Genomic DNA, 26,690 nt, shown 5'->3' with positions numbered 1-26,690 from the left:
GATTTCTTCTAAAAAAATTCTTTGTACAAGTCTATGCTGGACAAGTAGGAATATGATTAGAAAATAAGAAAAGCGCAAGCGCCGCAGCTCTAGCGTACGGATTTCGTAGTCGCTCACCTCGAGATAAAGGAAACACAGTGAGGTAGTTCACAAGCTGACGTTGACTCTAGCCGATAGGCAACTGCAGTTAGACAAAGGAAATTACAACAAAATAAAAAGAAGGTGAAGGAACAGTGTGTACACTGTTCCTCCACCTTCTGAACCATTTTTCCATTAGTCCATCGTTTCCTGAAATTTTTCGAAAAATAAATCGGCATCCTCTTGCGGGAAATCATCCTCTACTTTTTCCGGTAACGGAGGTAATTCCTTTAAATCTTTTAAACCAAAGTAATCTAAAAATTCTTTAGTGGTTCCATATAAAATGGCTCTTCCAGTGCCATTCGCACGCCCAACATCTTTAATTAATCCTTTTGAGAGTAATGTTTGCAACGGGCGTTCTGTTTTTACTCCCCTAATTTCTTCAATTTCAAGCCTTGTAATCGGCTGCTTATAGGAGATGATTGCTAATGTTTCCAAAGCCGCTTGTGATAATGTGTGCATTCCAGGAGATTCTACAAGTCTTTTTAAATAGATAGAGTGTTCCTTCTTTGTAGCCAGTTGAAAGGTACCAGCAAGTTCTATTAATGTAATTCCGCGGTTAGGGTTTTGTTCGTACTCTTGTCTTAACATTTCTACAACCTCAACAGCTTGAAATTCTTCAATTTCAAGTACCGTTTTAATTTGTTTCAATGATAGTCCTTCATCACCGGCAGCAAATAGCAAGCTTTCAAGAATGCCTAGCCAATTTATTATTTCCATTCAGTTCACTCCTTTTGGCCGTGATATAAAAATTTCGTGAAAATTGCCTTCCTGCTCTACAAAAATCTCATTTCGTTTCATAAGCTCCAGTATTGCGAGAAAGGTAACAACAATATGATCCTTATTTGGAAATGGAAATAAAGAGTTAAAACTTCTTTTTCCTGAAGATATGGTAACTTCTTTGATAATTTCTTCCATTCGCTTCTCAATAGATATTTCCTGGCGGGTTATTTTTGTTGATAATGGCTTTTGTAATTTTTTTCTTCTTAAAAGCTTGTTAAGAGCACCAATCATATCGTATACAGATATATCGATATCTAATTTATCCGGCTGTATCTCTTTCATATATTCCGTTAAATCACTTGGAGGTTTAGTAAACATTTGGCTTCGATCTTCCTCCAAATGTTTTAGCTCTAGTGCTGCTTCTTTATATTTTTTATACTCAATAAGCTTTTCAACAAGATCATCCCGAGGATCCTGTTCTTCATATTCGAAATCATCTTCCGATAACTCTTCTTCCTGCTGAGGGAGTAGCATCCGGCTTTTAATTGCCAATAACGTGGCAGCCATAACTAAATACTCACTCGCAACATCAAGTTCTAAAACTTTCATTGCATGGACATATAATAAATATTGCTCGGTTATTTCAGCCATAGGGATATCGTAAATGTCTATTTCCAAACGATTTATTAAATGAAGCAATAGGTCTAAAGGACCCTCAAAGGCCTCTATTTTTACACTATATTCCATCGAATCACCAATTCCAATTTTTAAAACTTTTATACACTCGTTTTGTACAGTCTTTGTCCAGCTGCGGCGCCTATCGGCTAGTGGATTTCTCCGTCTCCTCCCTACGATAAGTCAACATCAGGTAAAATTACATTTCAAATTTTACTCGTTGAAAATGGAAGTGCTATTTTCACTTGTTCGTTTACTACCTCACTGTGTTTCCTTTATCTCGAGGTGAGCGACTACGAAATCCATACGCCGGTGAGCAAGGGCCTTCGCTTTTCTTAGTATAGAGGATATTACCTTTAAGGGAAACAAAAATTTATTTTCTGAAAAGTTATTCCCCTTTTTGAATGTAACAATCTTTCCGATATCAACCTTTTAGATAAATCCGCCTAAATCTTCTTCAAATTTAGGCTTTGGCCTATACAACCTATTACACCCATTCATAGTATAAATCGTACAAAACTATTTTAGGAGGTTAATCATATGGCCGATGGATTCGGATACGGCGGCGGCTTTGCGTTAATTGTAGTATTATTTATTTTGTTAATCATTGTTGGAAGTGCATATATTTACTAAACCTTTCCTAGCCTTCTATGAAAAGAAATCGGTTTATAAGCTGATTTCTTTTTTATGGAAAAAAATACAAAAGTCCTCGCTTTTTTCAAACATAGCTATCGCTTTGTGTTAAAATTTATATAGTTTGAAATAGAGAGGAGTATCTTTTTTTTGAGATTTCCGAATGCATATATTCAATTTTTAATACATTTCCATGGTGACAGGGACTATTTCGAATGTCATGAAATATTAGAGGATTATTGGAAAGATACGGAGCCCGGCAATCGAAATTCTATTTGGGTGGGATTTATTCAGCTAGCTGTAGCACAATACCATTATAGGCGCGGAAATGATATTGGAGCAAAAAAATTATTGTTAAAATCCATGAACATTCTTAAACAAAGAAAAATCGAATTAACAAAGCTTGGGATCGATATCGATCCATTCTTTGTATTACTAGAGAGCTTATACACCTCATATATAAATGGCAGTGCATATAAAAATATAAATTTACCTATTTGCGATCAGTATTTATTAAGTATTTGTAAAAAGGAATGTGTTCAATCAGGGTTAGAATGGTGCAGTGATGATGACCATATTTCTAATTTCATTGTTCATCGTCATCTGTATAAGGACCGAGCTGATGTTGAAACAAGACGGAAATAACCATAATTTGAAGAATAATGCATAGAAAAGGCACAGACTATTCGTCTGTGCCTTTTTCATGAAAATCGCATTTATCAAAAAAGCTTTCCGTTTGTTCATTAGGTAATAAATTTTTATCTTCGTAAATATGCTTTAAAGCTTTCAGCATATTTTTGCCAATACCTTCATGGCGATGTGACGGATTAACAGAAATATGTTGTATTTCAACCTTATCGCCTTTTAAGACTACTCCAACAAGTCCTATTACATCATCCTCTTTCCACAAGAAAAGTTGCCACTCATCGTCCGTTTCATACTGTTTCATGGTTTGCTGCAACTTTTTTAAATCCTTTTCATTTGGCATAAATGATAAAAGTCCCATAGCAATTTTCTCAAAGGCCTTCTTATACCTAATTAACATAAAATATCCCTCGATTATCGTTCTTTTACTTTTTTACCATTATGAACATTTAGACATAAAAGTAAACCTGTATCATTTAGTGTGCGATATAAACGATTCCTATCATACTAGAATCCTATAAAATGTACAAGCCAAAAAATTACTTTTTAACAAAGAAAAACCAATAATACAGTCCCCATCCCAATGCAATTATACAAATGATGATGAATAACAATATGTTATTTTTCTTCAAATTATTACACTCCCCAAAACAGAATAGCACTATTAAACAAAATAGTTTATTATCTTCCACTTGTCAAATATACAATCTATCTGAGGAGTGCGATTATAAAAATCTAATTAAAGGGTTTCAATAACAGACCGTTCTATTAAGGGCATGTCTAAACGGATAATATCTTCATATGTTTCCCTTTTAATGACGAGCTGAGCTTTCCCTGACTCCACAAAGACAACTGGAGGCCTAGGTATACGATTATAGTTATTTGCCATGGAATAACCGTAAGCACCTGTACAAAAGACAGCCAATATATCAGAACAATCCGCTTTTGGCAGCGGTAAATCCCATATAAGCATATCTCCGGATTCACAGCATTTTCCAGCTATCGATACCGTTTCCTCCACTTTATCATTTGGACGATTTGCAAGTACCGCTTCATATTTTGCTTCATAAAGTGCAGGACGGATATTATCACTCATTCCACCGTCAACGGCAATATATTTTCTAACATTAGGTACTTCTTTACTCGAACCGACACTGTATAAGGTTGTTCCTGCTTCGCCTACTAATGATCTTCCTGGTTCAATCCATATTTCTGGCATATTTAATCCGAGGAGGCTGGTTTGTTCGCGTACCTCATGAATAATTTCACTGACATATACCGAAGGAGATAAAGGCGCATCGTCCACCGTGTAGCGTATTCCGAACCCTCCGCCTAAATTTAACACTTTAGGAAAATAGGAATAGCGTTTATTCCAGCTTGCTAATTTTTGAATTATTTTTTTGGCAGCTAACACAAACCCCGTTGTTTCAAAAATTTGTGAACCAATATGGCAGTGAATTCCTAATACATCTAAATATTTAGATGCTAACGCTTTTTCTAATGCAATATCCGCTTGACCGTTTTGCAAATCATAACCAAATTTAGAATCTTCCTGTCCTGTTAGTATATAGTCATGAGTATGCGCCTCTATACCGGGAGTAACCCTTAATAGTATTGAAATATTCTGATTCCTTTCCTTGCACAATTGATCCAATAATTCTAATTCGTAAAAATTATCGACTACGATACAGCCGATTTGATAGTGTAAAGCCATTTCTAATTCTTCTTTACTTTTGTTATTACCGTGAAAATGAATTCTTTCCGGTGGAAAGTTAGCTGCAATCGCGGTATATAATTCTCCTCCTGAAACAACATCCAACGATAAGCCTTCTTCGTTTACTAGATTTATCATTGCTATGGATGAAAATGCTTTACTGGCATATGCCACTTGTGCATTAACAGCTAATTTCTCAAACGTATTTTTAAATCCTCTTGCACGATTTCTAATCAATTCAACATCATATACATATAAAGGTGTTCCGTACTTTTCCGCTAATTCAACAGTATCTACTCCACCAATTTCAAGATGACCCTTTTGATTTACTTTTGATGTTCCATGAAAATACATATTTTTCCCTCTTCCCTTTACGATATCCTTTCAATTTCCAACCTAACTTTTATAAGAAAATAGACAGCCCGTCCAATGACAAACTGTCCAAAATATCCGTTGTAAATAAGAATAATTTATCACATTAAAGCGTTATTTGCAAAGGCTCTTTTCTTAAAATTAGTTGTTTTTGTATACGATAACTTTTGATAATCACCTATTTGGGCTAAAATGATAAATTTTATAAGAAAAGATGACCTTTAACCAAGTCTGGGTAGGGATTTATAACTGATATAAAAATATCCTTGTCAAAGCTTTTTAAGAATTTGGCGGCTGCCTAAATCGATCCCTCGGCTGAACAATGCTTGGACGAACTGCAGATCCCGGAACTGTCCGTCTAATTAATATTTGTACAAATGCTTGTGGGTTAAAAGGAAGGAACGGCCATAAATATGGAGCATTTAACGTTCGAACATTAGCTAAAAATAAGATAAATAATGTGCTTCCAATCATAAACCCCGGAACTTTAAAAAATGCTACGCAAAGCAACAAAAATAGTCTTACGATTTTATTTGCCACACTTAATTCATAACTCGGAGTTGCAAATGTTCCAATTGCCGCAACTGCAACATATAAAATAACTTCAGGAACAAATAGACCAACATCGATTGCAATTTGTCCGATTAATACTGCTGCAATTAAACCCATTGCAGTCGCAAGCGGGGTTGGAGTATGGATGGCTGCAATCCTTAAAAAATCAATCCCAATATCCGCAATGAAAATTTGTACAATCATTGGTATATGAGTATGTTTATTTGGTCCGATAAACTCTAACTTATGCGGAAGCAATGAAGGTTCTACAACAAATAAATACCATAAGGGCAACAAAAATACGGAAGCGATTATACCTATATAACGAATCCAGCGCACAAATGTCCCGACTGCCGGAGCATTTCTATATTCTTCTGCATGCTGAGAATGATGGAAAAAGGTAGCAGGTGTTATCATCACACTTGGTGAAGTATCGACAAAGATTAAGACATGACCCTCCAGCAGATGAACAGCACCCACGTCTGCTCTCTCCGTATAGCGCACGAGCGGATATGGATTGTATTTTTGTTTTAATATAAATTCCTCCACCGTTTTATCTGCCATCGTTATTCCATCGACATCAATTGCTTTTAAATCCTTCTTGATTGTTTCCACTAAGTCCAGATTCGCAACACCATCTATATAGCCTATAGCAACATCTGTTTTGGATCGTTTCCCAACTTTCATAATTTCAAAGCGTAATCTTTCATCGCGGATTCTTCTTCTTGTCAGTGCAGTGTTTAAAATAATATTTTCAACATAACCATCCCGTGAACCTCTGACTACTTTTTCTGTATCAGGTTCTTGAGGCTGACGTCCAGGATAATTTCTTACGTCAACTATGATTGCTTCCCCGACACCCTCCACTACAATACCTATCAAACCTGATAAGACTTGAATTACCATTTCATCAATCGTTTTGACAATTTGTACTTGCTGGTGAACAATTCGGTTTTTTACAATATCATACACTTTAGTAGAAAGCCGTTCTGTATCATTTAACGTAACTAGGTACTCTAGTATTTCTATAATAAAGCTTGTATCTGACAATCCATTCACATAATAAAAGTGAACATTCTTTTTGAGTACTGTAATTTTTCTAACTCCTATATCAAAGCTAGTACCCAATCCAACCCTTTTCTTATAAAAATCCTCTAAATCATCAAGACTTTTAGGAATTGGTTCCTTTGTCAAATCTGCTTCTGCCATAAAACCCACTCCTTTCCAGAATTAACTTTATTGCCTCCATGGTAATTGGTGCCCCATTCTTGTAATGATCCACTTTCCCCATCTTACCAATATCTCCAATCCCGACAATAATGGGAACATCCAATTGATCAAGACAATAAACTGTATCTCCATTAATTCTTTGCAGTTCCATATCAGGTTCTCCAAATTTATCAACACCATAGGGGGTTAAATTTCCGTTACGATCAATACTAACGTCCACTTTTGCCCATTCTCTATCATGCGTATTGGAAGAAACAGCAAGTACACCTAATACCTCGATATCATTATGTTTTGCCACATACATCAAGGCTTGTTCACCCCTGCCCTCGCCTACAAATCCACTGTCATCGAACATTACGAATACAGGGTCACTTGGAGCGCTTTTAATCATTTTTACAATCTCTTCTCCTGTAAATAACGAGGGATTTCCTCCTGATTGCGAAATACATCTGCCTCCGATTTCTTTTGCAACCAATTCAATCGCATGCTTCGCATATTCATCACCATCTGTAATTAATATCACCTGGCGCTTCATATTCATTCAAAAAATTCCTTTCAGGCTCAGAAATTAACGATCAACGAAATAAATCCAATGAAACAAAGATCCAAAAACCTTCCCAAAAACAATGGCCATCAACGCGATTATCAAATGCCCTTCTACACCGATACGTTTTGTTAAAATGGGAATGACATTTACTACTTCGGTTAAGGCAGCTGCTAACATCCCTACAAAGACTCCACAAAATAGTCCGATTGGAACGAGAAATAAGGAAGAGATAGAAAAGGTCGTATCCTGTAGTCCGACCCAATCACCAAAAATCGTTCCTAATACGATGGACCACTCATATTGATAAATCTTATTATATGTTTTTGTTAATTGCGTCAGCCTAGGCACAATCCCTAATACTGTTAAAAAGGCTACAAAACCGCAACCCACAATTAATCCACCAGCAAAACCTATAAATAGCAGGATAATTGTATTAATGATCATCTAGGTGTCTTATAGCTTCCTTATTTTCATTTACTATCACATATTGATCTAAATCTTGCTGGTAGTTAAATATTTCAACTTCTAGTGGGCTTGGCTCTTCATTGAAACGTTTTTTGAAGATATGATTAAAAAAAATAATCATCCCTAGACCAAGACCAATCGAGTAAGGAATTTGTAAAATTAATGGTTTGTTCACTGTTCTTCCAGTGATCATTTTATAAATCTTTTGATGTACTTCCTGCATACTTACATCTTCATGAAAATTCATAATAGCTAGCGCGGATCCAATGAAAAGCAGCAGCCAAATGATAATAAAAAAGGGAAGGGATACCGTTCTTTTTTTATAAATTACCTCCACAATTGTCTGTGATGGTCCAACCAATTGGATATCCAATTCACTCCATTTCTTTTTTAATACATCAATGATTTTCATAACATCGATTACCACCGTGTTTTTATCTTCTTTTGTAACTTGATAAATAAAAATCTCTTTTAGCTGTTTCAAATATTTATCTGGTGCGATTATTTGGGCAATATCATTTAAGGTGATCCTGCTATTTTGATTTACTTCCACTCTATTTCGCATTCGTAAATAAATGGAATCTTCCATGTTTATTTCATCCCCTGCCATTTTATTTCTGTATTCTGTAGTATGTGGAAAGGGCAATATTATCATTCATAGAAAAATCAAATGCGGAAGCGCCTTGCTCATCGGCGTATGGATTTCGTAGTCGCTCACCTCGAGATAAAGGAAACACAGTGAGGTAGTTCACGAACAAGTGAAAATAGTACTTCCATTTTCAACGAGTAAAATTTGAAATGTAATTTTACCTGATGTTGACTTATCGTAGGGAGAAGACTACGAAATCCACTAGCCGATAGGCGCTGGTGAAATTTGAAGTACCAATTTCACTTGAAGCTAGACGTAGACAACTTTAAAAAAAGGTTATCTATAGTGTAAAATTAAATAATTTCCTGAAACATTAAAAAACCGCAGGAATTATAATTCCATACGGTCTTTCATTTGCTCCAGTATTTTCTTCTCCAGCCTAGATACTTGAACCTGTGATATACCAAGTCTTTCGGCTACCTCTGATTGGGTTTGGTCTTTATAGTACCGCAAATAAACAATCAGCCGTTCCCTATCATCCAAACCCCTTATTGCCTCTTTTAAAGCTATTTTGTCAAACCATTTTTGATCATTTTGATCAGCGATTTGGTCTAATAATGTAATTGGATCACCATCATTTTCATAAACTGTTTCATGAATAGAGGATGGAGCACGACCCGCTTCTTGGGCCATGATGATATCTTCAACAGGAATATCTAAATAAAGAGCAATTTCATTAACAGTTGGTATCCTACCATTCGTCTTGGACAACTCATCCTTTGCCTTGCGAATTCGATTGCCAATTTCCTTCAAAGACCTACTTACCTTTACAGTCCCATCATCACGAATAAAACGCTGAATTTCACCAATGATCATCGGAACTGCATAGGTGGAAAACTTTACATCATATGATAAATCAAATTTATCTACAGATTTCAATAAACCAATACAGCCTATTTGAAATAAATCATCCGGTTCGTAGCCTCGGTTTAAAAAGCGTTGAACGACAGACCACACAAGCCGCATGTTTTTTTCCACAATTTGATTACGTGCTTCCTGATCTCCATCCTGGCTTTTTTGGATCAAATCCTTTACTTCTTGATCCTTTAAAAAAGTCTGTTTATTCTCCTTCTTTACCTCCACATCCATTGGCACGACTCCTTAATTACATAAGGCATTTTTTAAAGCCAAATGCTTTTTTAAACGAACAATGGTGCCTAGTCCTGGTTGTGATTCAATCATACATTCGTCCATAAAATTTTCCATGATTGTAAAGCCCATTCCTGATCGTTCAAGTTCAGGCTTGGTTGTAAAAAGGGGCTGGCGCGCTTCCTCGATATCCGTAATCCCGACTCCTTCATCCCGAATCGATAAGTCAACAAAGCCATCTTCAATAGCAAGATCAATGTAGACTATTCCGCTTGGATTTCCTTCATAACCGTGAATAATTGCATTGGTAACAGCCTCGGAAACAACTGTTTTTATTTCCGTTAATTCATCTAAAGTTGGATCCAATTGCGCTATAAAAGCTGCTACTGTCACCCTTGCAAATGACTCATTTTGGCTTAGTGCACAAAACTGTAATTGCATTTCATTTCTCATTGCTACGCAACCCCCAATCTTTGTAAAGCATATTGTTCAGATTCATCTAAACGAATAATCTTAAACAAACCCGACATTTCAAATAATCGTTTGACTGCCGGTGAGATTGCGCAAACAACCATTTCACCATTTTTCTGTTTTACCTGTTTATATCTTCCAAGGATGACCCCTAAGCCTGAACTATCCATGAACGATAAATGTTCTAAATTTAAAACAAGATGCTGAATATCATATTTGTCAATAGCATTTGTTACATCGTTGCGAAGAGTTTCCGCTGTATGGTGATCTAATTCTCCCTTTAATCGAATACACAAAACATCTTGCTTCACTTCTAAATCAATTGTAAGACTCACTATCCACAGCCTCCTTAAATCTGTTATAGTGAGTCAATTCGATATTTTTACCCCATTTTCCTTCCTGTTGACAAAACTAGAAGCAGGTCGCTAAAATTTGCGAATATTCGACTACTTTAATTCTGAGTAAATAGTCCAAATGACCGTTTAAAAAGCTTCCACCATCCGGCACTTTTCACATTTTCTTTTGCAACTAGGTCAGACTTAACCAACACTTTTCCATCTTTTTGTACCGTTAATGTTCCAACAATATCGCCTTTATGAATCGGTGCTTTTAGATTCTTTCTAAAAGTCTTTGTTTTTACAATATTATCTGATTTTTCCCCTCTTTTGGTTAAAACAGATATTGGTTCACTAGTTACAGCATGAATATATTTTTTCTCACCTTTACTCACCTTTACTTCGCCTAATGATTGCCCGCTTTTATATAGAGGATGTGTAACATATTGGGAAAAGGCAAAATCAAGCATTTTTGATACTTGTGCATTTCTCACTTTTGTGGAAGGTGCACCAAATACAACTGCAATGACTCTCATATTATTTTTCTTCGCTGTCGCTGTTAGACAAAATTTTGCTTCGTTGGTAAAGCCCGTTTTCAAGCCATCTACTCCTGGATAAAATTTAACAAGTTTATTGGTGTTTACTAACCAAAATTTTTTATCCGTATTTTCCCGCAAGTAATCCTCATATGTACCGGTAAATTTCGTAATTTTTTCGTATTTTAACAACTCTTTTGCCATAATGGCCATGTCATAAGCAGAACTATAATGATCTTTTACAGGCAATCCGGTTGTATTTTGAAAATGGGTATCTTTTAATCCAAGTGCTTTTGCCTCTTTATTCATCATAGCGACAAATGATTCTTCACTTCCGGCAATTTTTTCAGCCATCGCAACCGCTGCATCATTAGCAGAACCGATAGCGATCCCTTTCAACATTTGTTCTACCGTCATCTCCTCCCCCGGTTCAAGGAAGATTTGAGACCCCCCCATAGATGCCGCATATTCACTCGTACGAACCTTTTCGTTCCATGAAAGAGTACCTTTGTCAATTGCTTGCATAATAAGGAGCATCGTCATTACCTTTGTCATGGATGCCGGAGGAAGTTTTTCATGGCTATTTTTTTCATATAAAATACTTCCTGTATCTCTCTCGATTAAGATAGCCGATTTTGCTTCAGGTGCTAACTCTGAATTGCCTTCTGCAGCATAGGAGTAGGCACTCCCTATCACAATACTTGAAAAAATAATAAACGAACAAATGATGAAACTGCATATCTTTTTCATAAAAGACCCCTCCAATAATTTCCTTTTAGTTGTTTAAAAAATTGCTAAGTTTAAATTGTTTACATTACCATAAGTGTCTTTGCCTTGATGGAAATTTTACAATATACATAACCACATTTTTTCCATTTCAAGTATTTTTATTCAAACTTTTCCTTTACAAAAAAAAAGAAAAAACTGTTGAGATTTCTCCCAACAGTTTTTTCTTTATATTAAATGGTTATTTCTTCTTGAATCAGTTTTGGAGCGGATACTTTTTGTGTTGAAATTTTGATATTTTGATAAAGCGTCTCTTTTACTTCCTCAATATCTTGTTGGTTAGCATAAATGGTTACAAGTGATTCGCCTTTTTTCACTTGATCTCCGATTTTTTTCTTTAAAACAAGGCCTACAGCAAGATCAATTTCGGATTCTTTTGTTGCTCTTCCTGCTCCTAACATCATGGCAGCAGTTCCAATTTCATCAGCAACTATTTCGGAAACATATCCATCCTCAAGAGATGGAAGTTCAATTTGAAACTGTGCTTGTGGCAGTTTCGAAGGATCATCCACAACCGAAGAATCTCCCCCTTGTGATTGTAAAAACGTTTTAAACGTTTCAAGTGCCTTACCATTCGCAATAACTTCCTTCAATTTTTCTCTCGCTTCTGCGGTAGAAGATGCTTCTCCTCCTAGATACACCATATAGCTGCCTAAGGTTAAACATAATTCTGTTAAGTCCTCCGGTCCATTCCCGCTAAGTGTATCAATTGCTTCTTTTACCTCTAACGCGTTTCCGATTGCAAAGCCAAGGGGTTGGCTCATATCGGATATAATTGCCATTGTTTTTCGTCCAACATTATTCCCAATATTCACCATTGCTGTCGCTAGTTCTCTTGCGTCATCCAGTGTTTTCATGAACGCGCCTGCGCCTGTTTTAACATCTAAGCAAATCGCATCTGCACCAGCTGCAATTTTTTTACTCATAATGGAGCTAGCAATTAATGGAATACTGTCTACTGTTGCTGTAACGTCTCGGAGCGCATAAAGCTTTTTATCTGCAGGTGTAAGATTACCGCTTTGTCCAATGACAGCAATTTTATTTTCATTCACTAATCTGATAAATTCATCATTTTCAATCTCAACATGGAAGCCAGCAACGGATTCCAATTTATCGATTGTTCCACCTGTATGTCCTAAACCGCGCCCACTCATTTTTGCGACTGGTACTCCAAGTGCAGCTACAAGCGGTCCCAATACAAGTGTTGTAGTATCTCCAACACCACCAGTTGAGTGCTTATCTACCTTAATGCCCTCGATACCAGCAAGATCAATCGTATCTCCCGAATTCACCATTGCCATTGTTAAATCTGCACGCTCTCGTTCCGTCATTCCTTGGAAAAAAATAGCCATTGTCAACGCACTTACTTGATAATCCGGGATTGTATTATTTGTATAACCATTTATGATAAATTGAATTTCTTCTGTTGATAATTCTTTGCCATCTCGTTTTTTCTCAATTAAATCCACCATTCTCATCATTCTTCACCCATTTTTATATTTTTTACAATCTCTTTTACATATGTTAAAAACTGAGATCTTACTTTATCCGTTGTTTCTATTACTTCATCATGTGTTAATGGCTGATCTAAAATACCTGCAGCCATATTGGAAATACAAGAGATACCTAATACTGAAAGATCAGCATGTCTCGCTACGATAACCTCCGGAACTGTAGACATTCCGACTGCATCCCCACCAAGTGCACGGAGCATTCTCACCTCAGCAGGTGTTTCATAGGTTGGCCCTGTATTGCCAACATATACACCTTCTTGAATGGTTATATTCAGCTTTTCTGCCACTTCTTTAGCAAGCGCACGTAAATCCTTGTTATAGGCTTGAGACATATCTGGGAATCGCGGCCCTAAACGACCATCATTCTGACCAATTAACGGGTTATAGCCCATATTATTAATGTGATCAGATATAATCATTAAATCACCAGGCTGAAAGTTTTCATTTATCCCGCCAGCCGCATTGGTCACAATAAGGATTTCAACCCCAAGCTGTTTCATCACGCGGACCGGAAAGGTAACTTGATCTAAACTATATCCTTCATAGTAATGGAATCGTCCTTGCATTGCGACAACTTCCTTTTCCCCTAGTGAACCAAATACGAGTTGTCCTGCATGCCCCGCCACAGTTGAAACTGGAAAATCTGGAATCTCATTATAAGGAATTTTGATAGGGTTTTTGATTTCATCTGCTAAAACACCTAATCCAGATCCTAAAATTAATCCAATTTTCGGTTTTCCCGTATATTTGTTCTGTAAAAATTGAGTGGCCCTTTCAATTTGACTATAATCCACTGCTACTCCCCCTAGTTTTGTAAGTCTTTTAAAAAGCTTGTTCCATACTGTGGCATCTTCACATGGAAATTATCCGCGACAGTCGCACCGATATCTGCAAAAGTTCTTCTTAAAGGCAATTCTTTACCGCCATCAAAACGTTTGGAATAAATAAGTAATGGCACATATTCTCGAGTATGGTCTGTTCCATGGTGTATTGGATCATTACCATGGTCAGCAGTAATAATCAATAAATCATCATTTGTCATTTTTTCAAACACTTGAGGCAGTCTCGCATCATATTCCTCTAATGCTTTCCCGTATCCAATTGGATCACGGCGATGGCCGTATAGCGCATCAAAATCAACAAGATTGATGAAACTTAGCCCGGTAAAATCTTTATCAAACGTTTGAATGAATTTGTCCATTCCATCCATATTAGAAGTAGTTCTAATAGCTTCTGTGACACCTTCACCATCATAAATATCAGATATTTTTCCGATTGCAATCACATCAAATTGATTATCCTTTAATTCATTCATAACCGTACGATCAAATGGCTTTAATGCATAATCATGGCGATTTGGTGTTCGCGTAAAATTACCTGGCTCTCCGATGAAAGGACGCGCGATGACACGGCCAACCATGTATTTTTCGTCTAATGTTAATTCTCTCGCAATTTCACAAATTTTATATAGTTCATCAAGCGGTACAATGTCTTCATGTGCTGCAATTTGCAATACAGAGTCAGCAGAAGTATAAACAATGATAGCACCAGTTTCCATATGTTCTTTTCCAAGCTCTACTAATATTTCGGTACCGCTTGCAGGTTTATTTCCAATCACTTTTCTCCCTGTTTTTTCCTCTAATTCCTGTATTAATTCGGAAGGAAATCCTTCAGGAAATACTTGAAATGGAGTTTTAATATTCAACCCCATAATTTCCCAATGCCCCGTCATCGTGTCTTTTCCGTTTGAAGCTTCTTGCATTTTAGTATAATAAGCTAATGGTTTTTCTTCCTTTTTAATTCCCTGTATCTCTCTAATATTCGAAAGACCTAATTTCCCCATATTCGGCATATGAAGGCCATTCATTTTTTCTGCAATATGACCAAACGTATCTGCACCCTTGTCATTAAATTTTTCTGCATCCGGCGCTTCACCAATTCCTACTGAATCCATTACAATTAAATGAATTCTTTTATATGTATAATCAGACATGATAAAACCTCCATTCAAAAATTTAAGCGCTTTAATTTTTCTTAATAAATATCATTCCCACTACTTTTACCAATAATCGAACAATTAACTTGTAAGAGGTCTGACCTCTATTTTTATTTTACTAAATTTAAAACATAATAGACAAGGAAAAACCGCTAAAATATTTTAGCGGTTTTTAAATAAACTTTTTTGCTGCTACTAATCTATCTAAATTATGCACGTGGATGATGTTTTGAATAAACATCCTTTAATCTTATTTTTGTCACATGAGTATATATTTGAGTGGTGGAAATGTCCGCATGTCCCAGCATTTCCTGTACAGCACGTAAATCGGCACCGTTCTCTAATAGATGTGTGGCAAAAGAATGTCTTAAAGTATGCGGTGTTAAATCTTTTTCTATATTTGCTTTTTTTGCAAGTCCTTTTAAAATTTTCCAAAATCCTTGTCTAGTTAAACGATTACCGTGATGATTCAAAAATAAAGCTTCCGTTGAATTTTGTTTTGACTTGAGTTTTGGACGTCCAATACTAATGTATTTCTCAATTACATTACTTGCTGTTTTCCCAATCGGAATAATTCTTTCCTTATTTCCCTTTCCAATACAGCGAATAAAGCCCATTGTCAGATGGAGATCATCTAAGTTAAGTTGAATTAATTCACTGACACGAATCCCAGTGGCATATAGCAGCTCTAACATTGCTCGATCTCGGATTCCTAAAGGAGAATCTTCATCAGGGGATTCCAACAAAGCCTCAACTTCTGATAAGTTCAAAACCTTTGGAAGGGTCTTTTCAATTTGCGGCGATTCAATATGCACAGAAGGATCATGCTCCGTAGCTTTTTCCCGTAATAAGAATTGATGAAAGGATCTGACAGAAGCTACATGTCTAGCCAATGTTTTAGCTGATTTCCCCTGCTTCTTTAAATGATGCAGAAAGTGAACAATATGTACCCTTGTTATATCATTTAAAGAGGTAATTTGTTCTACTTTTTGAATATATAAAAGATAATTTTTTAAATCCCGTTCATAGGACAGAATCGTATTTTTAGATAACCCTTTTTCCACCACCATAAAGTGGATAAAATCCTGTAACCGGTCTTCCATTAAGCATTACTCCCCATCCAAATAAAAAAGTAACAGTCGATCTACCCAATTAGAATCCTTTTTATTAGTAGAATTCACTTTAATCGCTGTCCCTTTTGGCTCATCATAATGATGATAATTCTCGTATTCTTGATTTACCCACATAATACCATAATAGAAGAGTAATGTGCACCCGGTAAATAAGATAAACACCTTCAATGTTTTAAAAAACAGCCTCATTCCAGACATTCTTCCTTCGTCCTTCCCTCAAACATTTTGATTATGCTTAATACAAGCTATGACAGATCTGAGGGATTTTATACCTGAATCTATGAAATATTAGAACAAATGCGAAAGCGCTGGAGCTAGACATGGACAATTTTTTAAAAAGTTATTCACAAGGTTAAGTTTTATCATTTCCTTCAATATAAAAAAGACTGACTCCTATTATTCTGAGTCAGTCTCTTCTTCTTTATTCTCTACTTTATCATGGCATCGCCAGCAAATTCCGTGAAATGTTAGACGATGATCCTTAATTTTAAAATTCCAGCGTTTTTCAACAATTGCCTCAACATCTTCAAGCAAATCTTCTTGTATTTCATCCACTGCACCACATTCAATACATACTAAGTGGTGATGAAAATGGGCTGCGCCTTCCTGGCGTAAATCATAGCGAGAAACTCCGTCACCGAAATTAATTTTATCGACAACCTTTAATTCCGTTAGCAACTCTAAGGTACGATAAACAGTAGCTAACCCAATTTCTGGTGATTTTTCTTTTACAAGGAGGTAAACATCTTCAGCACTTAAATGGTCTTCTTCATTTTCAAGCAACACACGTACGGTCGCTTCGCGCTGTGGAGTTAGCTTATAGCTTGCTGAGTGTAATTGCTTTTTTATCCTCTCGATACGACTTTCCATCTAAAGTATCCTCCCTTGCCCACTATCACACTAATTATAGCAGAAGGATTTCATTTTTCAAAATAAAATTATTCTCATCTGGAAAGTGTACTTCTTATTAATTAATAATAATTATTTCTGAATATACGTGACTACTGATTTCATTAATGCTGGGGATATATATGCCTCAATTCCGGCAGCAGCGGCAATTGCCCCTGCTGCTATCAGTATGAAAACAACATAACTCGAAAAGAGCGGAATTAAAGGAAAAGCCATTGTTTGTTTAACAAATATTTTTCGTATTAGCTGTAATGAAAAACAAACAGAGACTACAGCGATAAAAATAAACATCGGGATGATAAAAAGGTTTTGCGGCAATACTGTTGCAAAAGATAACAAAAAACCACTCCAGCCCATCTGATTAACTAAAAAACCAACTGAGAAGCCTACTACTACGCCTTTTAAAAACAACAAAATAAGAATGAGCGGAAGCCCAATAATAGAGATCCCTAACAGCCACATAAATCCCAAAAATTTTATATTATGAAGGAAGCTTAGCCTAAATAAATCAGAAGAATCGGCAACTTTATCATTAGAAACTACTCCAAAAAATTGATTTAAATAATAATATAAATCATCCTTTTGAGAGGGAGAAAGACTATTGACAATAATCGCTCCAAAAACAATACCCATTAAAAATAGGACGATAACAAATAAATAGATTGAGGAGTATTCTTGGACATGAGTTATGATAGGATTAGACTGCAACTTTTTTTTCCGCATTTTCTATCCTCCTGCTTTACATTTAATAGAAACCCTGCTAGCCTTTCGCCATTCAAGATATCTATTAAACTTTATGCACTCATTTACTAGGTTATTCCTTTCCTGCGTGATAAGGAGCAAAAATACTTAAAAAGAAGGAGAGAAAATAGTATGGCCGCCATTAAAACGGCGACCATTCATAAATTATATCTTTCTAGCGACTAATGTAAAAGTTTTCGGCAATCCGATATCATGAATTTTATGATTTGGTTCCTCTTCAAGGACTTCAATAAGCATCTCACTCTGGCCGACTGTCGTAATCAATTCACCTAATGTCCATTTTCTTTGTAAGACCTCTTCCGTATCTTCTCTTTTTTCTTGTGGCATATGCTTGCTAAATGCCACTTCCCGTTTGGAGATTGCTGGGTCAAAGTAATTACCTGTTACCTTATGTTTTTTACCTGAAGAGGTAATTAGTTTTGTGGAAACAGGGTGAAATTCATGTAAGATAAATTTACCATTTGGCCGAAGGAGACTTGATACAATCTTTACTAATGGAAATAAATCTATAAAATAGTGGAGGACACCAAGCTCCATTAAAACATAGTCATATTGCCCTCTATGCTCTTCTATAGGGATCGATAAAATATCGGAAACTACATATTCCAATGGTAATTCGACTGCACTTGCTATCTCCTTGGCATATGCTTGATTTTCCTTTGAAAAATCAACAATAGTTACCTGAGCTCCCAGTAAAGACAGTGCTACTCCTTTAATCCCGTTAGATCCCATTAAATGAATGACTTTTTTACCTGACAGATTGTCAAAATATTTATTAAAAGGATAGAGTCGCCAATTTGGATTTTGTTTTATTTTTTCTGCTACAACTGCAGGGTCTCCATGACGGTTTAATAGTGCTTCATAATTATGCTGATTCCATGCTTCCTCATTTTGATTCGTCACTATCTGCTGCTGTTTATTTAGAAAGGCATGTATCAACTCAATTTCTACATCACTATTTCGATAATAGAGATATTGGTAGAGAGAGATACACCAAAATGAAATGCCATCCTTTTTCAATTCTACACGATAAGGATTTGTACGAATGGTAGTATTAAAAAAACATTCGATAAATATCGTATATCCTTCATATTGTACTTGAAAGGATGCATTTACTTGGTTCTTATTGATCTCAGATAGGGTGGAAGGTGGAAAAAGCGAATAGGCTTTTTCAAATACATCCCATTGAATCTCTAAAAACACTTCATTTGAATGGTCTATTTCTACTCCTTGTATCCTAAGGGAAGTCGTTTTCACAAATTGATATGGAATCCCTTCTTCATCCAATCTCTTGGTTAACTCAGTTAATAATTCAATGTAGTTCATTTTTCTCCACCATATTATTTAGTATTATCCACTTTTCCATATTGACCGCCTCCTCCAGCCATAAGCTGAAGCGTTCCTTGTCTTGCTTGCATTATCATATCAGCTAAATCCGCTTTCACCACTTTTTTCAATTCTTCAATCGGTACATTGTGTAAAATATTCATTTCCGTATCAAAGTAATCTAATAATTTGTGCAATGTTTTCGGACCTAATCCTGGTAGGAAATCAAGCGGGACTTGATGTACATAAGGAGGTCGCTTTGGGCTTACTTGATCTGTTGCCAGTTCTTTTATTCGTTCAGACACTCCCTTTGTGAAATGAGTGGATCCACAGTGAGGGCAAATGTCAGCCACTTTTGGCTCAAAGCATTTCGAACAGGTTGTTCGATAGTACTTGCCAAGATATGGATTCAATCCGTAATTTGCGACAATTCCATTACCGTCTTTACCATGTAAGGCTTTTTCTAATGCAGCAAAGGTCGGAGATTCGAGCTTCATTATCTGATATTCACGGGCAATTTTCCCTAAAGAATGCGCATCGGAATCACTGACAAATGTAAAGTGATGCAATTCTTTAATTCGGTCCGCCATTTCTGTGTTAGAGCTCAACCCTAATTCAATCCCGTCAATTAAATCGGGATCCAGAATTTCGGATATTGATTTTTCTACACCCTTTCCATACAAACTTTTGAATGGGGTGAAAACATGTGCAGGAATAAAAATTCCGCCTAATGATTTTATTTTCTTTTGTAACGGTACAGCACTTTCATGTATCCTTTGTGTGCTTAATTGGACATTTTTGACCTTTGTTTGATACCACATCGAAAAATTCTTTAAAGCCTCTAAAGTAGGAAAATAGCCAAGGACATGAATTGGACCTTTACAATTCTCGTCATTTACTTCAATTTCTACTCCGGGAATGAGTGTAACCGTTTCTTGAAAACGGAATCCCCCCTCTGCCATTTCCCTTAGGTCTCCACGATAAATCAAGTCTTCTATTTCAGCAATGACTTCCGGAGAATGACAGTCAATGATGCCTACCATATCTAAACCTTTAGGGGACTTTGCCGTATTTAAGATATTGGTAAGCGTTAATGATTTCGATGCAGTAATTTTTACTGGTTTTCCGGTTTTCGTCCTCCCGATATGAATATGGAGGTCGACAAAATAATTATTCACTCTTATTCAACGCCTCTTTTAATTGTAGATATTGAATTGCGTACAGTGTTTTGGCATCATAGATTTTCTTTTCCTGAATTAATTGAAGTGCTTCTTCCAGTGTAACCTCTAATAATTCCACAAATTCGTCTTCATCAGCACTTTTTGGATTTTCTACTTTCTGCAAGCCTTTTGCTAAGTATAAATGAATAAGTTCATCAGCGAAGCCTGGTGATGTATAGAATGAACAAATAAGTTCTAGTTTTTCACATGAGTAGCCAGTTTCCTCTTCTAGCTCCCTTATAGCCGTTACATCTGGCTTTTCTCCTGGTTCTAATTTACCTGCAGGAATTTCAACTAATGCCCTATCCATTGGTTTTCGATATTGATCCACCAAAATAATTTTATCGTCTGGAGTAATAGCTAATATGGCAACTGCCCCTGGATGTTTAATAATTTCCCTCTTTGCCGTTTTACCATTTGGCAGTTCTACTTCATCTATTTGCAGACGGACAACCCTGCCCTCAAAAATTTTCTCTGACCTGATTGTTTTCTCTTCAAATTTATGCATCATAAACTCTCCTTGTTCTTTTCCATAAACTACTATTCATACATTTTAACAAACGGCTCTGTTAAATAATAGTGTTGACGTCTTATCGTCTTATGTGTACATGTTCCCTACCGTTAATGTTCCCTAGTAAAACCCGCACATGTGTATGCGTATAACTAAACACTATTATAGCTTAACAAATTTTAAAAAGCGGAGGCTAATAGGAAGCCCGCTAAAAAGAAGGTGACATACCCGTGAAAATATTTGTACATTCGAAAGGAATTACAATGAGCGGCAAGGCATGGGAAATAAGAGAGCAATTAAAATCATATAGAAAACAGTATTACTATGTGCTTGATTGGGTAAAGTTAATCAATCGTTAGCAAATATTTTGTTAAAGTAAACTGTTTTTCGCTACAATAGTAGGAAACAAATTGAAAGGAAACCTGTCATGAAAAAAAATAGACTAGGAAACTCAGATTTATACGTTTCTGCACTTGGATTAGGATGCATGTCTCTTGGAACAGATGAAAAACATGCACAAGAAATTATATACGCTGCATTAGAGGAAGGTATTAATTATTTTGATACGGCGGACCTATATGATGTTGGAGCAAATGAGGAGATTGTCGGGAAGGCATTAAAGGATGTCCGTGACCAAGTCATTATTGCCACAAAAGTAGGAAACCGCTGGAACAAGAATCATTCCGGGTGGAGCTGGGATCCTTCTAAAAAATATATAAAGGAAGCTGTAAAGGAGAGTCTTAAAAGATTACAAACAGATTATATTGATTTATATCAATTGCATGGGGGAAACATCGAGGATAATATCGAGGATACAATTGAAGCCTTTGAAGAATTAAAATCGGAAGGAATTATTCGGTATTATGGAATTTCCTCTATTCGTCCTAACGTGATTCGTGAATATATTGAGAAATCCTCCATTATTAGCATTATGATGCAATATAGTCTTCTGGATAGACGACCTGAGGAAATTTTTCCATTTATTAAAGAACACTCAGTAAGTGTTGTGACAAGAGGACCGCTTGCTAAAGGATTATTAAGCGAGAAATGGACTAGCAAGCTATCTGAAAAAGGCTATTTGGAATATTCCCATCAGGAGCTTCACGACTTACTTTCTAGTATTCAAAATAAATTGGTTTCTGAGAATAGATCCATGACGGAATTAGCCCTTCAGTTTAATTTAGCGAATGATACTGTAGCTTCTATAATTGCTGGAGCGAGTTCAGTCAAACAAGTTCGCATAAATGCACAAGCCACTAGGTCCGATTCTTTAAACGAGGATGAACGAAAGATTCTTCTTACGTTAACAAAGGAAAATATCTATAAGGAACATCGATAAAAGAAAAGGTCTGGATTGCCGGACCTTTCTTTTGGTTGTCTAGCATAATGCCAATCGATAAGTGAATCTCCGGGTCTCCTCTCAACGATAAGTTAACATCAGCTCCTAAAATACCTTGCAGTGTTTCCTTTACCTCAGTCAATGCCCCTACAGGTAAAATTTGCACTTCCATTTCAATATGAACAAGGCATTTCCACTTTTATGATTTTTGGGGGTAACTATTCAAAAAGTTTTCAACAAATTCTTTTCTTTTTTTACAAATAAGTATTCGTTTTTTCAAATTATATTTTAGAAGAAATAAAAAGTTGCGATGTCATAAAAACTTTTTTTACCATATAACGACAAAATCATTTAAATAGTATGATAATTCATTTCTCGTTTTATTCATTTTGTGGCATTATTTCAATTATTCGACATCGACATAATTTTCGAGTATGGCTAAATCATTTTCGTTATACTCAAAAATGTAGACAAAAAGTAGTAGATAATAAGAATGAATTATTATCAGAAAAAGGCAAACTTATTGAAAAATAAGGACGCAAAGTCACAGGTCTAAGGTTTAATACGATGACGGCTGGGCTACCTGAAATACATGGTATTTTAGGAGGTAAAAATGGAGAAAAAATTAATGGCAAGTACACAAACACTGGATCAGGAATGGATTGATTTAATTTTAGCAGCACTCGATATGGGAATTTCTGTTCAAGAAATAAAAGACTTCTTTCATAAAAAAACCTCTGGATTAGATGTAATGTAAAAAATTTTCCTAACATTCTACTATACATACTATTATTCACATTTTAAAATATTTATTGCAATTATTATAATTTTTTTGCAAATCCGTTCTAAATATGGAACCCGAATTTCGTTATATGTTATAATAAATCGAAGGAAGGTGACATACTTATGATTGGACAACGCATAAAAAATTTCCGATTACAAAGGCAACTATCATTATCAGAGCTTGCCGAAAGAGCAGGTGTCGCAAAATCTTATCTAAGTTCCATTGAACGTAATATTCAATCAAATCCTTCTGTTCAGTTTCTGGAAAAAGTATCAGCCGTTTTAGGAGTATCTGTAAATGCATTACTCCATGATGAGGGGGAAGAAGGATTTGACCACGCAGAACTTGACTCTGAATGGGAACTGTTAGTACGTGAAGCGATGAATTCTGGTGTCTCTAAAAATGAGTTTCGAGAATTTCTCGAATTTAATAAATGGAAAAGGAATAATAAATAAAGCGTTCGTTATGATGATTTGAACGCTTTTTATTTTTCCTTTTTCCAAACCCTATTTAAATTTCTTCCAGTCCATTGGATTTTCATTTAATAATTCTTCAAAGGATTTATTCTTTTCCTTTCTTCTTCTTTCTTCTCTCTTTCTTTCTTCCTCTTGAAGCTTTTCATTTTCTTCCTTTTGTACTAAATCATGCTGTGCTTGTTTTAATTTTAATAATATATCTTGATTTAAAGAATCCTTCAATGTAAGCTTTTCATCCTGCTTTTCCTTTTTAGGTTGATACTTTTGCTGTTTTTTTGTTTTTGCCATTTTGATTTCTCCCTTAAGTTTAAAAATGAAGAAAAAGAATAGGTATCATGTAACCTACACTCCCATCATTTTACTACAGTGACTAATAAGCTTCTAGTCTTACATCTTCAGCTACCATTACAGTTGGCTCCGTCGAAGCAAGTACTTCCTCCACTGTGTATCCTTTTGCCACTTCCCTTAAAATAAGTCCTTTATTGGATACATCGATAACAGCTCTATCCGTAATAATTCGGTTAACAACGCCTTTCCCTGTTAAAGGAAGACTGCATTCTTTGAGAATTTTAGGCTCACCATTTTTATTCACATGGTCCATAATAACAATGATTTTTTGGGCACCATGAACTAAATCCATCGCTCCCCCCATGCCCTTGATCATTTTCCCCGGGATCATCCAATTAGCTAAATCACCTGAGGCCGATACTTCCATTCCGCCCAAAATTGCTATATTTATATGACCGCCCCGAATCATCGCAAACGATTCTGCACTATCAAAATAAGCTGCACCCGGAATTGCCGTCACCGTTTCTTTTCCGGCATTGATTAAATCTGCATCAATCTCCTCCTCTGTAGGATATGGGCCAATTCCAAGCAAGCCGTTTTCCGACTGTAAAACAACTTGTTTATTATCGGAAATGTAATTGGCAACTAATGTTGGCATTCCAATTCCCAGATTTACATAATGGCCATCTTCAATTTCCTTCTCCGCTCTTCTAGCAATCTTTTCCCTTATTGAACCTTTATCAGCTGACATATTCTTCTCTCCCTTCCTTAATGTGCAAATTATTTTCTAATGGTTCTTCTTTCAATACGTTTTTCTTGATCCCCTTGAATGATCCTTTGCACATAAATGCTTGGAGTATGAATAAAATTAGCATCCAGCTCCCCGACTTCATAGAGCACCTCTACCTCTGCAATCGTTACCTTTCCTGCAGCCGCGATCATCGGGTTAAAATTACGGGCTGTTTTGTTGTATACTAAATTCCCCATTTTATCACCTTTCCAAGCACGAATTAAACTAAAATCTGCCGTTAATGCTTCCTCCAAAACATATTCTTTCCCATTAAACGTCCTCGTTTCTTTCCCTTCTGTAATTGGTGTTCCCACACCTGCGGGAGTATAAAATGCAGGAATTCCCGCTCCTCCTGCTCGTATTTTTTCTGCCAAGGTGCCTTGCGGGGTTAATTCCACTTCTAATTCGCCAGCTAACACCTGGCGTTCGAATTCTTTATTTTCCCCAACATATGACCCTATCATTTTCTTAATCTGTTTATTTTGCAAAAGCGGTCCTAATCCCCAATCATCTATCCCGCAGTTATTAGAAATAACCGTTAAATCCTTTACCCCTTTTTCGACAAGTGCAAGAATTAAATTTTCAGGAATTCCGCAAAGACCGAAACCGCCAACCATTATTGTCGCACCGTCTTGAATATCTGCTACCGCTTCCTGGAAGGATGTATATACTTGCTTCAATTATTCTCTCTCCCCTCTGGTTTCGTAAAAATATATTATTGATGATCATACCGCCTTATGCGTAAACGTTCACGTGTACGCATAAGACTATAAATCGAGGTAACAATCAGTAATTAACCGCTTTTAAGCTAATTCAACAATCGTGGCTACCCCTTGCCCCCCGCCAATACAAAGGGTAGCTAATCCGTTTTTCGCTTGTCTTCTTTGCATTTCGTGAATAAGGGTGACAAGGATTCTTGCCCCACTTGCTCCAATTGGATGGCCAAGAGCAATCGCCCCGCCGTTTACATTCAAGATTTCTTTATTAAACTTCAATTCCCTATCAACTGCTAGGGATTGTGCAGCAAATGCTTCATTTGCTTCTATAAGATCCATATCCTCTAACGACATATTTGCCTTTTCCAGCGCTTTCTTGACCGCTGTTACAGGACCAATCCCCATTACACTTGGATCCACCCCGGCATTGGCATTTGCTTTTATCGTTACAAGTGGTTTAATCCCCAATTCATTTGCTTTTTTCCTAGACATTATGACTAATGCTGCCGCTCCGTCATTTATTCCGGACGCGTTTCCTGCTGTAACCGAACCATCTTTCCTAAAAGCAGGTCTTAATGAACTTAATTTCTCCACCGTTGTGCCTTTTTTAGGATATTCATCTGTTTCGAAAATGATGGCATCCCCTTTTCTTTGCGGAATTTCAACAGCTACAATCTCGTCCTTGAACTTGCCTTCTTCGATTGCTTTTACAGCTTTGCTTTGACTCTCCGCAGAGAATTGGTCCTGTTCCTCACGGGAAATTTCATAGCGGTCACAAAGATTTTCTGCTGTTATTCCCATATGATAATCATTAAAGGCACACCATAATCCGTCTTGAATCATACTATCAACTAGCTTTTGATCTCCCATCTTAAAGCCGTCCCTTGCACCTTTTAATAGATATGGCGCCTGACTCATGTTTTCCATCCCACCGGCAACAATTATATCTGCATCTCCTGCTAAGATTGCTTGTGTGGCAAGATGAACAGCCTTTAGTCCCGATCCACAAACTTTATTAATCGTCATCGAGGAAACACTTTCCGGAACCCCAGCCTTTATAGCTGCTTGACGCGCTGGATTTTGTCCCAGCCCAGCCTGCAAAACATTTCCCATAATAACCTCATCAATTTGGTCCCCTTGTATCCCGGCTCGTTCTATTGCATGTTTGATTACGATTCCACCAAGCTCTGGAGCTGGTATATTTTTCAATGATCCATTGAAGCTTCCAATAGCCGTTCTAACTGCACTCACAATCACAACTTCTTGTTTTTCCATCCTTTGGTCCTCCTCTTATATAAAAGTCAGCTTGAAACCGCTAACATTTTCTCTTCTTTGTCTATTTTCGATAAAAAATTGATTTTTCCTG

General features: G+C 36.4%; 32 protein-coding genes and 1 riboswitch. Of the genes, 6 read left to right on the top strand and 26 right to left on the bottom strand.

The genetic code is table 11. The features are described from left to right. Positions 1 to 273 precede the first annotated feature (273 nt). Both scpB and AN964_RS09180 read right to left on the bottom strand, forming a co-directional pair. Positions 274 to 858, bottom strand: a complete 585-nt coding sequence (gene scpB, locus AN964_RS09185; RefSeq protein ID WP_055739390.1) for an SMC-Scp complex subunit ScpB — start codon at positions 856 to 858, stop codon at positions 274 to 276. Then, positions 859 to 1,608 (bottom strand): segregation/condensation protein A, encoded by a 750-nt coding sequence (locus AN964_RS09180; RefSeq protein ID WP_055739389.1) that lies wholly within the window; start codon positions 1,606 to 1,608, stop codon positions 859 to 861. Positions 1,609 to 2,076: 468 nt separating this feature from the next. Between AN964_RS09180 and AN964_RS25435 the strand changes: the two genes are divergently transcribed. Both AN964_RS25435 and AN964_RS09175 read left to right on the top strand, forming a co-directional pair. Beyond that, the gene (locus AN964_RS25435) at positions 2,077 to 2,169 is read left to right on the top strand and encodes a YjcZ family sporulation protein (protein ID WP_083489277.1); all 93 of its coding nucleotides are present in this window, start codon (positions 2,077 to 2,079) and stop codon (positions 2,167 to 2,169) included. A 150-nt stretch (positions 2,170 to 2,319) separates the two neighbouring features. Next, positions 2,320 to 2,814, top strand: a complete 495-nt coding sequence (locus tag AN964_RS09175) for a DUF309 domain-containing protein (RefSeq protein WP_055739388.1) — start codon at positions 2,320 to 2,322, stop codon at positions 2,812 to 2,814. A 37-nt stretch (positions 2,815 to 2,851) separates the two neighbouring features. Here the strand turns inward: AN964_RS09175 and AN964_RS09170 are convergent, their stop codons facing one another. From AN964_RS09170 to AN964_RS09075, 20 genes are all read right to left on the bottom strand, one after another. Beyond that, on the bottom strand, positions 2,852 to 3,214 hold the full coding sequence (locus tag AN964_RS09170; RefSeq protein ID WP_055739387.1) for a GNAT family N-acetyltransferase: 363 nt from the start codon (positions 3,212 to 3,214) through the stop codon (positions 2,852 to 2,854). Positions 3,215 to 3,553: 339 nt separating this feature from the next. After that, entirely contained in the window at positions 3,554 to 4,882 is a 1,329-nt protein-coding gene (gene lysA, locus AN964_RS09165) for a diaminopimelate decarboxylase (RefSeq protein WP_055739386.1), read from the bottom strand. Positions 4,883 to 5,179: 297 nt separating this feature from the next. Next, positions 5,180 to 6,661, bottom strand: a complete 1,482-nt coding sequence (locus tag AN964_RS09160; protein WP_055739385.1) for a spore germination protein — start codon at positions 6,659 to 6,661, stop codon at positions 5,180 to 5,182. Beyond that, the gene (gene spoVAEA, locus AN964_RS09155) at positions 6,624 to 7,217 is read right to left on the bottom strand and encodes a stage V sporulation protein SpoVABEA (RefSeq protein WP_055741194.1); all 594 of its coding nucleotides are present in this window, start codon (positions 7,215 to 7,217) and stop codon (positions 6,624 to 6,626) included. The genes AN964_RS09160 and spoVAEA overlap by 38 nt, the downstream gene beginning before the upstream one ends. 33 nt (positions 7,218 to 7,250) lie before the next feature. Then, complete coding sequence (locus tag AN964_RS09150) at positions 7,251 to 7,673, bottom strand: stage V sporulation protein AB (protein WP_055739384.1); 423 nt, start codon at positions 7,671 to 7,673, stop codon at positions 7,251 to 7,253. Further along, on the bottom strand, positions 7,663 to 8,283 hold the full coding sequence (locus tag AN964_RS09145) for a stage V sporulation protein AA (RefSeq protein ID WP_055739383.1): 621 nt from the start codon (positions 8,281 to 8,283) through the stop codon (positions 7,663 to 7,665). The genes AN964_RS09150 and AN964_RS09145 overlap by 11 nt, the downstream gene beginning before the upstream one ends. A gap of 390 nt (positions 8,284 to 8,673) precedes the next feature. After that, complete coding sequence (gene sigF / locus AN964_RS09140) at positions 8,674 to 9,432, bottom strand: RNA polymerase sporulation sigma factor SigF (protein WP_055739382.1); 759 nt, start codon at positions 9,430 to 9,432, stop codon at positions 8,674 to 8,676. A gap of 12 nt (positions 9,433 to 9,444) precedes the next feature. Then, positions 9,445 to 9,885, bottom strand: coding sequence for an anti-sigma F factor (spoIIAB, locus tag AN964_RS09135; RefSeq protein ID WP_055739381.1), 441 nt, complete (start codon positions 9,883 to 9,885; stop codon positions 9,445 to 9,447). Positions 9,886 to 9,887: 2 nt separating this feature from the next. Continuing rightward, on the bottom strand, positions 9,888 to 10,238 hold the full coding sequence (gene spoIIAA, locus AN964_RS09130) for an anti-sigma F factor antagonist (RefSeq protein ID WP_055739380.1): 351 nt from the start codon (positions 10,236 to 10,238) through the stop codon (positions 9,888 to 9,890). Positions 10,239 to 10,354: 116 nt separating this feature from the next. Further along, positions 10,355 to 11,524 carry a D-alanyl-D-alanine carboxypeptidase family protein gene (locus AN964_RS09125; RefSeq protein WP_055739379.1) on the bottom strand — a complete coding sequence of 390 codons (1,170 nt, stop codon included), beginning with the start codon at positions 11,522 to 11,524 and terminating at the stop codon, positions 10,355 to 10,357. 209 nt (positions 11,525 to 11,733) lie between these two features. Further along, positions 11,734 to 13,038 carry a pyrimidine-nucleoside phosphorylase gene (locus tag AN964_RS09120; protein ID WP_055739378.1) on the bottom strand — a complete coding sequence of 435 codons (1,305 nt, stop codon included), beginning with the start codon at positions 13,036 to 13,038 and terminating at the stop codon, positions 11,734 to 11,736. Then, a complete protein-coding gene (locus tag AN964_RS09115; protein WP_055739377.1) occupies positions 13,038 to 13,868 on the bottom strand; it encodes a purine-nucleoside phosphorylase in 831 nt (276 codons plus the stop codon). Before AN964_RS09115 ends, AN964_RS09120 begins: the two co-directional genes overlap by 1 nt. A gap of 11 nt (positions 13,869 to 13,879) precedes the next feature. After that, positions 13,880 to 15,067, bottom strand: coding sequence for a phosphopentomutase (deoB, locus tag AN964_RS09110; protein ID WP_055739376.1), 1,188 nt, complete (start codon positions 15,065 to 15,067; stop codon positions 13,880 to 13,882). 212 nt (positions 15,068 to 15,279) lie between these two features. Beyond that, positions 15,280 to 16,173 carry a site-specific tyrosine recombinase XerD gene (xerD, locus tag AN964_RS09105; protein WP_055739375.1) on the bottom strand — a complete coding sequence of 298 codons (894 nt, stop codon included), beginning with the start codon at positions 16,171 to 16,173 and terminating at the stop codon, positions 15,280 to 15,282. A gap of 6 nt (positions 16,174 to 16,179) precedes the next feature. After that, the gene (locus AN964_RS09100) at positions 16,180 to 16,392 is read right to left on the bottom strand and encodes a YqzK family protein (RefSeq protein WP_055739374.1); all 213 of its coding nucleotides are present in this window, start codon (positions 16,390 to 16,392) and stop codon (positions 16,180 to 16,182) included. Between the two features lie 207 nt (positions 16,393 to 16,599). After that, positions 16,600 to 17,073, bottom strand: a complete 474-nt coding sequence (gene fur / locus AN964_RS09095; protein WP_055739373.1) for a ferric iron uptake transcriptional regulator — start codon at positions 17,071 to 17,073, stop codon at positions 16,600 to 16,602. 111 nt (positions 17,074 to 17,184) lie between these two features. Next, positions 17,185 to 17,835: a stage II sporulation protein M gene (gene spoIIM, locus AN964_RS09090; protein ID WP_055739372.1), complete on the bottom strand. Its 651-nt coding sequence runs from the start codon at positions 17,833 to 17,835 to the stop codon at positions 17,185 to 17,187. A 183-nt stretch (positions 17,836 to 18,018) separates the two neighbouring features. After that, positions 18,019 to 19,200 carry a class I SAM-dependent methyltransferase gene (locus AN964_RS09085; RefSeq protein WP_083489275.1) on the bottom strand — a complete coding sequence of 394 codons (1,182 nt, stop codon included), beginning with the start codon at positions 19,198 to 19,200 and terminating at the stop codon, positions 18,019 to 18,021. A 14-nt stretch (positions 19,201 to 19,214) separates the two neighbouring features. Then, complete coding sequence (locus tag AN964_RS09080; RefSeq protein ID WP_083489274.1) at positions 19,215 to 20,384, bottom strand: endonuclease Q family protein; 1,170 nt, start codon at positions 20,382 to 20,384, stop codon at positions 19,215 to 19,217. Continuing rightward, positions 20,371 to 20,928: an NUDIX hydrolase gene (locus tag AN964_RS09075; RefSeq protein ID WP_083489273.1), complete on the bottom strand. Its 558-nt coding sequence runs from the start codon at positions 20,926 to 20,928 to the stop codon at positions 20,371 to 20,373. The genes AN964_RS09080 and AN964_RS09075 overlap by 14 nt, the downstream gene beginning before the upstream one ends. Before the next feature lie 233 nt (positions 20,929 to 21,161). Here AN964_RS09075 and mciZ point away from each other — a divergent pair, with 233 nt between their 5' ends. The 4 genes from mciZ (at position 21,162) to AN964_RS09060 (ending at position 23,509) form a co-directional block, all read left to right on the top strand. After that, complete coding sequence (gene mciZ / locus AN964_RS25430) at positions 21,162 to 21,290, top strand: Z-ring formation inhibitor MciZ (protein ID WP_083489272.1); 129 nt, start codon at positions 21,162 to 21,164, stop codon at positions 21,288 to 21,290. 68 nt (positions 21,291 to 21,358) lie between these two features. After that, a complete protein-coding gene (locus AN964_RS09070; RefSeq protein ID WP_055739369.1) occupies positions 21,359 to 22,270 on the top strand; it encodes an aldo/keto reductase in 912 nt (303 codons plus the stop codon). A 503-nt stretch (positions 22,271 to 22,773) separates the two neighbouring features. Next, a riboswitch (cyclic di-GMP riboswitch) is annotated at positions 22,774 to 22,857 on the top strand. Positions 22,858 to 22,883: 26 nt separating this feature from the next. Beyond that, entirely contained in the window at positions 22,884 to 23,027 is a 144-nt protein-coding gene (locus AN964_RS25425) for an anti-repressor SinI family protein (protein ID WP_083489271.1), read from the top strand. Positions 23,028 to 23,176: 149 nt separating this feature from the next. Next, positions 23,177 to 23,509: a helix-turn-helix domain-containing protein gene (locus AN964_RS09060; protein ID WP_055739367.1), complete on the top strand. Its 333-nt coding sequence runs from the start codon at positions 23,177 to 23,179 to the stop codon at positions 23,507 to 23,509. Positions 23,510 to 23,560: 51 nt separating this feature from the next. Here AN964_RS09060 and AN964_RS09055 read toward each other — a convergent pair whose 3' ends face one another. The 4 genes from AN964_RS09055 to AN964_RS09040 all read right to left on the bottom strand — a co-directional run bounded on the left by AN964_RS09055 (position 23,561) and on the right by AN964_RS09040 (position 26,599). Further along, a complete protein-coding gene (locus AN964_RS09055) occupies positions 23,561 to 23,818 on the bottom strand; it encodes a YqkE family protein (RefSeq protein WP_055739366.1) in 258 nt (85 codons plus the stop codon). An 82-nt stretch (positions 23,819 to 23,900) separates the two neighbouring features. Further along, on the bottom strand, positions 23,901 to 24,569 hold the full coding sequence (locus AN964_RS09050; RefSeq protein ID WP_055739365.1) for a CoA transferase subunit B: 669 nt from the start codon (positions 24,567 to 24,569) through the stop codon (positions 23,901 to 23,903). 29 nt (positions 24,570 to 24,598) lie between these two features. Beyond that, positions 24,599 to 25,288 carry a CoA transferase subunit A gene (locus AN964_RS09045; protein WP_055739364.1) on the bottom strand — a complete coding sequence of 230 codons (690 nt, stop codon included), beginning with the start codon at positions 25,286 to 25,288 and terminating at the stop codon, positions 24,599 to 24,601. A 123-nt stretch (positions 25,289 to 25,411) separates the two neighbouring features. Next, positions 25,412 to 26,599, bottom strand: coding sequence for an acetyl-CoA C-acetyltransferase (locus AN964_RS09040; RefSeq protein WP_055739363.1), 1,188 nt, complete (start codon positions 26,597 to 26,599; stop codon positions 25,412 to 25,414). Positions 26,600 to 26,690: the final 91 nt, after the last annotated feature.

Origin of the sequence: Heyndrickxia shackletonii (assembly GCF_001420715.1) — a bacterium.
GTDB classification, from domain to species: domain Bacteria; phylum Bacillota; class Bacilli; order Bacillales; family Bacillaceae_C; genus Margalitia; species Margalitia shackletonii.
Note: the sequence above shows the minus strand (reverse complement) of the source record. Positions and strands in the feature narration are given on the sequence as shown.